This window comes from Labilibaculum sp. (assembly GCF_963664555.1).
Taxonomy (GTDB): domain Bacteria; phylum Bacteroidota; class Bacteroidia; order Bacteroidales; family Marinifilaceae; genus Labilibaculum.
On record NZ_OY761461.1, the window covers coordinates 2656463 to 2669324 of the forward strand.

Sequence of the window (12862 nt, forward strand, 5' to 3'; positions counted from 1 at the left end):
ATCCTACCGACGCAACCCGGTCAAAATCTACCCACTATTAAAATTTTACTTACGATTCCATCCACCACCTAATGAAAGGTATAAATTCACGATGGCATTCAATTGTTGGAATTTTGTGTCAATAGTATTGATCTCTGAGTTAAGAGCGTTACTTCTAGCAGTCAACACCTCAATGTAAGTTGTGTTTTGGTAACCATTGTTCAGCAATTCTTCCGAATATTGAACGGCTTTGTTTAAAGCATCCAATTCCATTTTCTGGATTTCATACTTTCTGCCTTCAGACTCATAACTGTACAGTGCATCTGAAACTTCCTTACCCGCTTGCAGCATCGATTTTTTAAAGTTGTAACGTGCTTCGGCTTGTTGCGCTTTGGCTACTTCATATTTTGTACGGATGTTTCTTTTGTTAAAAAGTGGTTGGGTCAAATTCCCAATCACGTTGTTGAACAAAGAGGAGCTGCTGAACCAATCATCGAAATTGATGCTTTCCAAACCTGCACTGGCACTAATGCTAATACTAGGGTAGAAGCTGCTGCGGGCAACATTTGTAAGCTCAAAAGCATTCATCAGGCCATATTCCGCAACCATCACATCCGGACGGTTTCTAATAAGTTGTGCAGGAAAACCAGTTTGTAATTCAACACTTACATTTTGATCCTCTAATTTTCCGCGAACAATTGTTCCGGCATTTTGTCCCAACAAAAGAGAAAGGGTATTCTCCAACAGATTTACATTTTCTTCTAAATTTAAAAGAAGAATTTGAGTGCTGTATAATTGTGCTTCGGTTTGCTTCACAGCCGCTTCGGTTACTTGTCCGGCTTCTTTCAGGCTTTTCATTGTTGCCAAACCCTCAGTTCGGTTGGTTACGGTTTGTTTTGCAACATCAACCTGAGCATCTAAGGCAATTAACTGAAAATAAGCCGAAGCCAAATTGCCAACTAGAGAACTTTCTACGGCTCTTCTTGAAGCTTCACTTTGCAAATAACCTGCTTGACTTGCTCTTTTGTTGCTTCGGATTTTTCCCCAGATATCGGCTTCCCATGAAATGGTACCCGTTAATTGGTAGTTTTCATAATTGGGACCGTTTCCACCTGCTGAAATTCCAGTCAGACTATTGTCCGACAATTCATAGTTACCACCATTTGCACTCATGCTAAGGCTTGGCAGATAACTCATTTTACCTTGTTTGTAATAGGCTTCGGCAGCATTTACACGCTCAATTGCCATCAAGTAATCCAAATTGTTATTCAAAGCTTTATTAATTAAGCTTTGCAGGTTCGCATCAGTGAATAATTCCTCCCAAGGCATACTGGCAAGTGTTGTCGAATCGTTGGTTGAAATATTTCGATACTGATCTGCAGTCTCTAGCTCTGGTTGCTGGTATTTCTTTGCAACAAAACAGGATTGAAGACTGAATGCAGTCAATACCAGACTAAGTATTATATATCTTTTCTTCATCATTTCTTTCTATTTATTCTGCAGTTTCCAATTCGTTATCTTCTGGTTTTGGAGCTCCTGTAATTTTTTCCTGAATTGTCTGGAAAATCACGAAAAAGGCAGGAATTACAAACACACCAAACAGGGTTCCAATTAACATTCCTCCAACTGCACCTGTACCAATGGAACGGTTACCTACAGCACCAGCACCATTTGCGAGCATCAATGGTACAATTCCCAGAATAAATGCGAACGAAGTCATTAAAATAGGACGTAAACGTGCTTTTGCTCCCTCAACGGCTGCCTGCATCAATTCCATTCCCTGACGTCGACGCTGTAAGGCAAATTCTACAATCAGAATCGCATTTTTTGCCAGCAAACCAATCAACATGATCAGGGCAACCTGGAAATAGATGTTATTCTCTAAACCAATCATTTTCACAAAAAATATGGCTCCAAATATCCCGATAGGAAGTGATAGAATAATGGAGAAGGGTAGTATGTAACTTTCATACTGCGCTGCAAGTAAGAAATAAACGAATATCAAACTCAGTGCAAATACCAATATGGCCTGATTTCCTGCTTTTTGCTCTTCGCGGGTCATTCCAGAGAATTCATACCCGTAGGTTGATGGTAATGTTTCTGCTGCAACTTCCTGAATGGCTTTAATGGCATCTCCGGTACTGTAACCAGGATTCACATTGCCGTTAATGGTTGCTGAATTGAAAAGGTTGAAACGGTTAACAACATCAGGACCATTTACTTTTTTCATGTTTACAAACTGACTTACCGAAACCAATTCACCTTGAGCATTTTTAACAAACACATTGTTCATCGATTCAAGGGTTTCACGATCTTCGGGTGCCGCCTGAATCATCACACGGTACTGTTTTCCAAATCGGTTAAAATCGGCGGCATACCAACTTCCGTAATATCCCTGAAGAGTTGCAAATAAGCCATTTACTGATATCCCTGCTTCTTTTACTTTTTCTACATTTACTTCCATTTCATATTGAGGAAATCCAGTGTTGAAAGAAGTCATTGCATACTTAATTTCAGGACGTTGGTTTAAAGCACCTAAAAACTGACCACTTTTTGCCATTAAATCGCTGAATTCTCCATTCGATTTATCTTGCAAACGCATTTCAAAACCATCAGAATTACCAAAACCACGAACAGTAGGAGGGGCAAAGAATAGAATTTTTGCTTCATTTATTCCAGCGGTTCTTCCAAACAATTGTCCAATTATGGCACTAACTTTCTGATGATCTTCTTTACGTTCTTTCCAATTTTTTAATTTGATTACAGCAAAAGCTTTTGAGCCACCTCTTGTGCCACTCATTAAACTAAAGCCAATCACAAACATTTTTTCTTTTACAACATCAATTTCACTAATAATGTCTCCAACCTTTTGGGTTACTTCTGCAGTTCTGTCTAATGTGCATCCCGGAGGAAGAGTAATATCACAGAAAATTATACCTTGATCTTCATTTGGAATAAAGCCGGTAGGAGTAGTTTTGAAAAACCATCCCGCAAGAGCGATAAATACAACAAGAATTGCACCTGACAACCATTTTTTGCTAATTAAAAAACGAACAGAATTGGTATAGCGATCAGTAATGGCATCAAATCCAGTATTAAAAGCTGTGTAAAATCGGCTTGCTATTCCTTTTTTGTGTTCTTCGCTTGGAGTATGTGGTTTAAGTAATAAAGCACATAAAGCCGGGCTTAATGTTAATGCGTTAACTGCTGATATAACAATTGCCACAGCCAGTGTAATCGCGAATTGTTGATAGAATGCTCCCGTTGGACCTTTTAAAAAGGATACTGGAATAAATACCGCTGACATCACCAAAGTAATGGATATAATTGCGCCGGTAATCTCGCTCATGGCCGATACTGTAGCTTTTTTAGCACTCTTCGCACCATGATCGAGTTTGGCATGAACAGCCTCAACCACAACAATGGCATCATCTACCACAATTCCAATTGCGAGCACTAATGCAAACAGTGTTAGCATGTTAATAGAGAAACCAAAGAGGTTCAGAAAGAAGAACGTTCCAACAATTGCCACTGGTACTGCTATGGCAGGAATCAATGTTGATCTAAAATCCTGAAGGAAAAGAAAAACAACCAAAAACACCAATAGAAAGGCTTCGATTAGTGTAGTGATTACTTTACTGATAGAAGCATCCAGAAAATCGTTGGTATTGAATGGAATTACATAGTCAATTCCTTTTGGAAAATCCTTTTTCGCCAATTCCAAGGTTTTTTCAATTTCCCTAATGATATCCTGAGCATTTGAACCTGAAGTTTGATAGATCGCCACAGCTGCTGATGGATGACCGTTCGTGATATTTCGGGTTGAATAATCAAAGGCTCCTAATTCAATTTTTGCTACATCTTTTAAACGTAGAAAACTACTATTTCCGTCAGAACGCAAAATGATGTCATCATACTCGGTTTTTGTGGAAAGTTTTCCTTTGTAACGAATAACGTATTCGAACGACTGAGATGAGTTCTCACCAAATTTACCTGGTGAAGCTTCCAGATTTTGCTCATTTAAAGCACTAACCACATCTTGTGGAGTGATTCCATAGGCAGCCATTTTTTCAGGTTTCAACCAAATTCTCATCGAATAATCGCGCGAACCAAAAACGCTGGCATCACCAACACCATTAATCCTCTTAATCATTGGTATTAAGTTAATACGTGCGTAATTTTCTACAAATGTTGCATCTAAATCTTCATTCTCAGTTAATAGAGAGAAGAACATCAAAACACTATTTTGAACCTTTTTGGTGGTAACACCAGTTTGAATGACCTGTTGCGGCAACTTACTGTTTACTGTTGCTACTTTATTTTGAACATTAACTGCCGCAATATCAGCATTGGTTCCCAATTCAAAGTAAACACTAATAGTCGCAGTTCCATCGTTACTCGAAGTTGACGACATGTAGGTCATGTTCTCAACACCATTTACAGCTTCTTCGATAGGTACAACAACACTTTTTAGTAAGGTTTCCGCATTGGCACCAGGATAGGTGGCTGAGATCTGCACGGTTGGTGGTGCAATCTCGGGAAACTGTTCCCGGGGTAATGATGTGAGTCCTAAGATTCCTAAAATTACAATGAGTATGGATATTACGGTCGATAATACCGGCCGTTCAATAAATCTTCTTAACATGGAATTTTGTATTAAATAATCAATTTAGCAGCATTCCCTTCAGGTGTGTGCTTTTCTGTTACAGGTTTAATTTGCATTCCTTCGCGTAGTTTTATTAATCCTTCTACAACAAATGTTTGTCCTGCATCCAGTCCATTTAGTACAATGAAATCTTGATTCACCGATTCGCTTACAATTACTTCATGTGCTTCAACTTTATTTTCAGCAGTTACCACGTAAACGAATTTTTTCCCTTGTAACTCATAAGTTGCTTTTTGAGGAACTAATATTACTTGATTTTGGGTCGAAGGAAACTTTACTTTTCCGCTAATACCACTTCTTAATAAGTTTGAAGGATTGGGAAAAATAGCACGATAGCTAATACTTCCGGTTCTTGGATTTACCATACCATTGATAGTTTCAATTCTTCCTTTTTGAGCGTAAGTTGAGCCATCAGCTAAAATTAATTCAACTTCAGGCAATTCCTTGATCTTATTTGCAATACTGCTGCCGTTTAATTCACGATTGAATTGAAGCAATTGCTTTTCGTTTAATGTGAAATATGCATAAACATTACTGATGTTGGAAACAGTTGTGAGTGGTTGTGCTTCTGTACGGCCAACAAGGCTGCCAATTCTGTATGGAATGCTTCCAACAATACCATCTACCGGACTCTTGATAATAGTATAGTCTAAATTCTCTTTGGCATTCATATAGGTCGCTTTGGCAGCAATTAATTGAGCTTTTGCTGCATTTAAATTACTTTCTGCAGTTTTTAGTTGTGCGGAGCTAATGATATTTTTTTCGACAAGTGGAGTCACCTTATCTACTTCAACCTGAGCAGACACAACCTGAGCTTTAGCAACTTCAATATTAGCACTGGCAGCATTTACCTGCTGGTTTAAAGTTTCGGCACTTAATTTAAAAAGAAGTTGTCCTTTTTTAACCTCACTTCCTTCATCAATGTATATTTTTTCCACAAAGCCATCTACTTTAGCACGTATTTCGATGTTTTGTTCTCCTTCTATATTTGCTGCATATTGGTTATAGATAGTAATGTTTTCTTTCTCTGCTGATTGTACAGGGAATGGCACTGGACCATGAGCCATTTGCTGCTGCGATGAATCCTTACAAGATGATAAACCAAGTAGGATGATAGCCATACTTGCTAAGATGTAATTTCTTTTCATGATTTGAATAAATGTATAAATTGTTTTAATTAGTTCTTTTAGTTCTGCAAATAACGAACCTTTCAGTAGTGCTAATTTAAATATGTTTAAGTACCAATATTATTTCCCTCATATTTAATTAGTCATTGGACATTTCGCTTTTATCTGATCACGAAGCTGTTCCAGAAGTCTGACAGTATTTGATAAGTAGTCTAAATAGGGCGTTTCCTGACTGGAGCCATATTGCTGTTCATTTTCATTCGATAGTTTATTCGCCAATTTTTTGTGTTCCAATATTTGTCCAACCAAAAAGTACTCTGTTTTATAATCAGCAATTTTCTCTTCAATTCTTGAAATAAATCCAACAGGTGATAAGGTATAATACTTTTTTCGGTCGCCAGGTTTTGTAAAATACACAATCATGTTCGATTTGGTTAGGTTCTGAAGATTTGTGGAGATTGTACTTTTGCTGGCACCTAAAAAATGCACCAAATCATCAAAAGTGGCTCCATTTTCTTTATTGATGAAAAGGGTCGCGAAAATTCTGGCTCCGATAGGGGATAACTTTTCTTGTCCCTCCATAAACAAGCCAAACTTTTCTATTAAAAGTTTTTTTTCCTTTTCCAAATCTATACTCTCTTTCATTTTTCTAAATTTTTCAGGTACAAATATACTATTAGTTCGGTTTGTTCCGAACTAAAAAATGTTAAAAAATAACAAAGAAACTTATGCAATCGATAGAATAAGTAATTACATTCATTTTACTTATCTATCATGATTAAAGAAAGATGATTTTTTATTATAACTCTTTTAAAAATTTCATTTACTTTCTGCACAAATCACTATTTTTACTCAACTATTAATCACAAAGATTGAGTAAATGCCACAAAATATTATTGCCTCACCTGAATATTTTATTTGGGAGACTCACGGAATACATACCGGAACAGGAAACGATCATGTGAAACATGGTGTTGATGAATTGGAAAAAATTACTGAATTAGCTATATCCAAAGGACATCCTAATATTGCATTTATAATTCATACTCCACGTTTAACCAGATACAGGTATGCTGCAGAGAAACGATTGGGTGTTAAATTTATACGGGGTGATAATGCCTATTTTAACTATCCAAATCAGATCGAACAGCTAAAATTGAAATATGGAAATCAGATTAACATTCGTTTTGGTATTGAACTGGAATGGTTAGGACCTGATTTGGGAATGCAATGGAATCGTTCGAAAGTTTTTCAGGCACAAGATGCAGATTTTGTGATCGGTTCATTGCATTTTTCCCGGGAAGGAATTCCATACGACGGATCGATTGAGGAAGCAGAAGAATTGATCAGGTTGCGTGGTGGATTGGAAAATTATTGGGGTGGATACATCGAAGAATTGATAGAAATGGTTGATTCTACCTGGGAAATGATTCAGGTTGTTGGACATATAGATTTGCCAAAATTGTTTGCTCCGATTCCTCAGCCTCTGCTGGAGTTAGATACCTCAGATCATTTTCTGGCACGTAGAATGCGGTTTTTACTGGAAATGATCAGCGAGTATAATCTTGCATTGGATGTTAATTTGGCCGGAATTAATAAAGGTTGCGGAATTTATCCTGACATCTCAATTTTGAAGAGAGCAAAACAACTTGATATTCCCATTGCATTGGGCACCGATACTCATACTTTGCAAAATTTGGGTAATCATCACGAAACAGGTATTCATTATGCTCATGATGCCGGATACAAGCATTATCTGAGTTTTTCGAAGTGTATTCCTGAGAAAAGACCTCTTCGGAATCAGGCTTTTAAGGAGGAAGAATATAAAGTAATGAACTTGGGAATTGAGATGTTAAATCTTCGTTTTGAGGATAGTAAACAGCGACGAATTCCAAAATTTTCTTTTGGAGGTACTTTTAGAACATTCCTGGAACATCATAAAAATTCGACTTCTTTGGGCGAATTTGAAGCGATTCGAATACGAAAGGGAAATAAATCCATCACCATAAGCAATACGATACCTCAAAATCAAAATGAGAAGGTAAATGGATTGTTTTCACATCATAAAGATAAACCAGGTGTATTGTCGATGATATTTAATGCTTTGGCATCGGAGGAGATCAATGTTGAAACGGCATACCTGAATTCCAATAATGATGGCACTGCAACGGCTTTTTTAACTCTTTCGGGAGATGATAGTTCGGTTCATGAAGCTGTTGAGTTCGTTAAAGGAACAGGAGGAGATAGTTTTATCGAAATTCGAGTAGGTGATATTTTGGAAATGCAGCAATTGGATAAAAACAAGAATTATCTATTGGAAGTTGACGGAGTGAATTTACCCATTGCAATCAGTAAACAAATGATTCTTTCTATCCATAACAATACTGCAGGAATCTTGCTAATTTTGCTTTCGGCATTGGCTTCCCAAAATATCAATGTAATTGATTTAAAACTGGGACAAAGAGGGCAAAAAGGATATGCAATATTGAGTATTGAGGGAAATGCTCAATTGGCCGGAAATATTTTGAGTAAGCTGGGGCCTCAGTTTTTTGAAACAACACTTTTATCTTTAAACGGTGTTGAATAGTAAATTTTAATTGATAAAAGTGAACAACAGCGCATTCAATTCATACGAATCTATTTTGAATATTATTGAGTTTTATAGAATTCAACCAAGAATTCAAGACTTTCAAATAGAAAAAATAGAGGAGTATTTGATTCTTATGAGCGCTCATTATCAAGAGTCATTAAGAGAGATTGATGATTGTATCGGTTTAAGTGAACCTGTTTGTTTAGAAGATATTGTTGATGTTTTAAATTCTTACCTTAATAAGGTGGGAGAAGAGTTAGAAAAGATTTTTCCAGAAAATATAAATGTATTTTCTCCTATTAATATTCATTCTAATGCCAAAATAATTGAGATTCAGGCATTGGAATTGTACCGGAATTTTAACGGTGGCGAAAGTGATTTGTATCGAATAAAAGAGGCCCTTGATTGTTTGGATAACAATATTTACGAAGAAGATTTTGCCGAAAATTTTGCTTTACTGACAAAAGACATATTGTCTAAGATTAATTCAGACCTTATTGTAAAAGTTGATGATTTACTGTGAAGTTGCTAATCCAATAGCTTTTTGGGGGGAGAAATTGAATTGCTATCGGTTCTTCATCTTCTAACTCTTTAATCATTTTAAATGATTGCGATTGAAGAAATTCAAGAGCACTTTCTTCATTTTTCCACTGAGAAAGAATAATATGCTCGTGTCGTTTCCCATTAGCCTGGTAAATTTCGCACGAAAGTTCACCTCCAATCTTACGGTATTCCTTAAATTGATCAAATGAATTTTTCCAGCTAACGTAATTTTTTATGGATTGCTTTATTAGTAGATATATCATTATGTGTGAATGTGTTGTTAATTCTAAATTAAATAAAAAGAATAAACAAGCTGACAATTAATTGATTACAGGCTTAAAAAACAGGGTGATTATATCAATTTTTATTATAAATAGGAAATATAATTCCTGTTTGTTTAATTAAAATTAAATATGCAGGAGTTCTAAGGAACCTCCATTTTACTTATCCGTTAAATTAATTCACGAATGGTATAAATTAAAAATACCGATGTAAATTTACAATCAGATTAATGCATCAATTGGGTTTGAGAATTTAAATTTATAATGCGTTTTTTCCAATTTAGCAGAGCTGATAATTTTATACGAGCTTTGGTTTGAGGCAAATTGCGGGGGCTCAAACCCTCCAATTTTTGCCGCTCTTTCATAAAATTCTTTACGGCTGGGATGTTCGGGACAACAGGCGTTGTAAATTTCTCCCCACAAATTATTTTCTATCAAATGTGATATAATATTAATGCAATCATCCTGATGGATTAAATTAACCGGAACGTCACCTTCAACCGCATTTTTCATTTTTGAGAAAAAACGTCCGGGTTTACGGTCATAGCCAATTAAACCACCAAATCGAATAATACTGGTTTGAATTTTTTTTTGTGAAAGAAGCATTTCTTCAACAACACGTAAGGCCTTGCCACTATTCTTCTCTGGTTTTTGGTCATCTTCTTCCGTAACAATTCTGTTTAAATTCGCATATACAGAGGTCGAACTAATAAATATCACTTTTTTTACCGAGGAAAGATGTAACTGTTCAATTAATGCTTTAAACTGTTTTGGGTGAAATTCCTCAATATCTTCTCTGCGCCTGGGTGGAAAATTGACAATTAATATTTCAGAATTAAAAAAATCAGCATCAAAATCAGCATTTATTTCAGGATCAAAAAATATCCGATAAGGAGTTATTCCATCTTGTGCTAAGCTGGATATTTTCTCCGCACTTGGGGTAGAGCCTTTTACTGAGTAAGCATTTTTGATCAAAAATTTAGCCAGAGGTAGTCCTAACCAGCCGCATCCTAGAATACTTATGGTTTTTTCTTGTGTATAAAACGTTTTATTCATGTGTTTGTATCTAAATATATCGGTGATCAAATTTAAATTTAATTTAAACAATTAAATATTTTTGAGATATATAATTATGAGTATGAAGTTAATTATTTTGGTATTTAAGATATTAAAATCCTTTTAGCGCCTATAAGCTTTCCATAATGTACAAAGTGCTAGGTAGAGCAAGGGTAAAGGATTTGAAAACACAAGGATTTTTAAATAATTACTTTTATATTTGACACAACATACACAGACTTTCATTTATGAATTTTTGGTAGGTTTCAAAATAAATTTCGTTTTATGTCGTCACAAATACGAGAAAATTTACAGAAATTATTTGTTTTAGGAATTAGTTACAAGAAAACAGCTCTTGATGTTAGGGGGAAATTTTCATTTACTGCAGAACAGCAGGAGAATTTACTAAAAGAGGCAAAAGAAAATCAAATCGATGGATTCGTAGTCCTTTCTACATGTAATCGTACTGAAATCTATGCTCACACAAGCCAATCGGAGTTTATTACTGATTTATTCTTAAAATACAGCGAAGGCAATCGGGAGGATTTTGATTCCCATGGTTATACTTTGTTTGGTAATGATTGTATTCACCATTTATATAGAGTTACTTCAGGATTAGATTCTCAGATTATTGGGGATTTTCAAATTGTTGGGCAAGTAAAAAATGCCGTTCAGTTATCAGAAGAAAAGGGTATGGTGAACCCATTTTTAAATCGTTTGTTCTCATTTGCCTTTCAGGCAAGTAAAAAAATTAAAACAAATACCGAAATTAGCAAAGGGGCAGCTTCTGTTTCTCATGCGGCAGTCCAGTACATTAAGGATAAGGTTTCAACTTTGGAATCATGCAATTTTTTATTGTATGGAACCGGTGATATAGGGAAAGATACTTGTGGCAACTTGTTAAAACACATGAATAACCGCTCGCTGACTTTGATAAACAGAACTGAGGCCAGGGCTGAGGCACTTGCCGGTAAGTTTAATGTAAAGCATCAGCCTGTTAGTGAGTTAGTTGAAGAAGTGAATAAGGCAGAGGTTATTATTGTTGCTACCGGGGCTCCGCAACCGACCTTATTGCCTGAACATTTTAATGGGAGTGATCAATGTAAATTGATTTTGGATCTTTCTGTTCCTAGAAATGTTCATCCCGAAATAGATAAGTTAGATCATGTTTTGGTGATTACTGTTGATGAATTATCGAAACACATATCGGATGCTATTCAGCAAAGAAAAGATTGTATTCCTCAGGCAGAAGGTATTATTTACGGATCGATTAGCGAATTTTACAGTTGGCTTGAGGTTAAATATTTGTCTCCTGTTATTATTGCTTTAAAAGAAAATTTACAGAAAGTTCAACGGAAAGAGTTGGATTATCACAAAAATAAATTAACAGATGATGAGCTGAAAAAAGTGGAGCACATCACCAGTAACATTGTGAATAAGATTGCCAGAGCATGTATCAATCACTTAAAAGATCATCACAAAAAGCAATCTAGTCCAATGGAAACAATAGATATGATTTTTAAAGATATGGACTCGTAAAGCTTTGCAAGCTTTCGATAAAAAGCTATATAAACCTTGTTTTATATGGCTTTTTTATTTTAGCTATAATTAAATTTATAAACTTCCTGAAAACATAAGACTATGATTTCTAAAATGAAAATAGTTGTTGCCACTCGTCCTAGTTTACTAGCTTACACGCAAACCATGCAAACTGTGGAATTATTGAGAAATGCCAATCCTGAAATTGAATTCGAAGTGAAAAAATTCAGCACCCAAGGCGATCGGGTGTTAAATCGTTCCTTAACAGAATTTGGTGGTACTGGTGTGTTTGTAAAGGAATTAGAACATGCTTTGTTAGAAAACGAAGCTGATATTGCAATTCATAGTTTAAAAGATGTTCCCAGTGCACATCCGGCAGGTTTGCAATTGGCCGCATTTCCCGAACGGGAAGATGCACGCGATGTTTTTTTGACTCGTGACGGCAGTTCCATTGAAGATATGCCGGAAGGATTTGTATTAGGAACCGGAAGTCCGAGAAGAAGGGTTCAATTTGCTAATCTCCGTAAGGATATCGAATTTAAAGAAATCAGAGGAAACATTGATAGTCGTTTTCAAAAACTTATGCTTGGTGAATACGATGCAATTATTTTAGCCGCTGCAGGCTTAAACCGTATGGGTAAAGAATATGATGAGAATTTGCTCATGGATATTGATTTATGTATTCCCGCTATTGGACAAGGTGCTATTGCAATTGAGTGCAGAAGTAACGATCCTGAAACCATTGCAATACTTCAAAAAGTAAATCATCGTGATACCGAAATTGCAGTTAAAGCCGAGCGGGCATTTATGGCGGAAATAGAAGGAGGTTGTAAATTTCCTTTGGCTGCACATGCCGTTGTTTCAGACAATATTTTGAACATGGTTGCCATTGTGGGTGATTTAAAAACAAATCAATTCATTGTAGAAGGAATTGAAGTTTCTGTTGATGAATCTGCAGAAAATGCGAAACAATTAGCCATTAAGATGAAAACAATCTGTAAAGAAAAAGGAATAAATTTCTATCTTTAATTTTCTGAAAATAATTCATCAAAAGGTTTGTTATTTTTAATTTGACATCTAG

10 protein-coding genes are annotated in these 12862 nt (G+C 35.8%); 4 read left to right on the forward strand and 6 right to left on the reverse strand.

The annotated features are described in order from the left end of the window. Positions 1-45: 45 nt before the first annotated feature. The 4 genes from ACKU4N_RS10585 to ACKU4N_RS10600 all read right to left on the reverse strand — a co-directional run bounded on the left by ACKU4N_RS10585 (position 46) and on the right by ACKU4N_RS10600 (position 6417). Positions 46-1461 (reverse strand): efflux transporter outer membrane subunit, encoded by a 1416-nt coding sequence (locus ACKU4N_RS10585; protein ID WP_321316259.1) that lies wholly within the window; start codon positions 1459-1461, stop codon positions 46-48. 10 nt (positions 1462-1471) lie between these two features. Further along, positions 1472-4624 carry an efflux RND transporter permease subunit gene (locus tag ACKU4N_RS10590; RefSeq protein ID WP_321316261.1) on the reverse strand — a complete coding sequence of 1051 codons (3153 nt, stop codon included), beginning with the start codon at positions 4622-4624 and terminating at the stop codon, positions 1472-1474. A gap of 11 nt (positions 4625-4635) precedes the next feature. Continuing rightward, positions 4636-5793, reverse strand: coding sequence for an efflux RND transporter periplasmic adaptor subunit (locus ACKU4N_RS10595; RefSeq protein ID WP_321316262.1), 1158 nt, complete (start codon positions 5791-5793; stop codon positions 4636-4638). Positions 5794-5907: 114 nt separating this feature from the next. Further along, the gene (locus tag ACKU4N_RS10600) at positions 5908-6417 is read right to left on the reverse strand and encodes a GbsR/MarR family transcriptional regulator (RefSeq protein ID WP_321316263.1); all 510 of its coding nucleotides are present in this window, start codon (positions 6415-6417) and stop codon (positions 5908-5910) included. A gap of 235 nt (positions 6418-6652) precedes the next feature. On the opposite strand from ACKU4N_RS10600, the gene ACKU4N_RS10605 reads away from it, so the two are divergent. Both ACKU4N_RS10605 and ACKU4N_RS10610 read left to right on the forward strand, forming a co-directional pair. Continuing rightward, positions 6653-8359: a histidinol-phosphatase HisJ family protein gene (locus tag ACKU4N_RS10605; protein ID WP_321316264.1), complete on the forward strand. Its 1707-nt coding sequence runs from the start codon at positions 6653-6655 to the stop codon at positions 8357-8359. Between the two features lie 19 nt (positions 8360-8378). After that, a complete protein-coding gene (locus tag ACKU4N_RS10610) occupies positions 8379-8885 on the forward strand; it encodes a hypothetical protein (RefSeq protein WP_321316267.1) in 507 nt (168 codons plus the stop codon). Here the strand turns inward: ACKU4N_RS10610 and ACKU4N_RS10615 are convergent. Then, the gene (locus tag ACKU4N_RS10615) at positions 8857-9168 is read right to left on the reverse strand and encodes a hypothetical protein (protein WP_321316269.1); all 312 of its coding nucleotides are present in this window, start codon (positions 9166-9168) and stop codon (positions 8857-8859) included. The two genes, ACKU4N_RS10610 and ACKU4N_RS10615, sit on opposite strands and share 29 nt — an antisense overlap. 240 nt (positions 9169-9408) lie before the next feature. Next, a complete protein-coding gene (locus tag ACKU4N_RS10620; protein WP_321316271.1) occupies positions 9409-10242 on the reverse strand; it encodes an SDR family oxidoreductase in 834 nt (277 codons plus the stop codon). Positions 10243-10527: 285 nt separating this feature from the next. Between ACKU4N_RS10620 and hemA the strand changes: the two genes are divergently transcribed. Both hemA and hemC read left to right on the forward strand, forming a co-directional pair. After that, a complete protein-coding gene (hemA, locus tag ACKU4N_RS10625; RefSeq protein WP_321316272.1) occupies positions 10528-11781 on the forward strand; it encodes a glutamyl-tRNA reductase in 1254 nt (417 codons plus the stop codon). 102 nt (positions 11782-11883) lie between these two features. Beyond that, a complete protein-coding gene (hemC, locus tag ACKU4N_RS10630) occupies positions 11884-12810 on the forward strand; it encodes a hydroxymethylbilane synthase (RefSeq protein WP_321316274.1) in 927 nt (308 codons plus the stop codon). Positions 12811-12862: the final 52 nt, after the last annotated feature.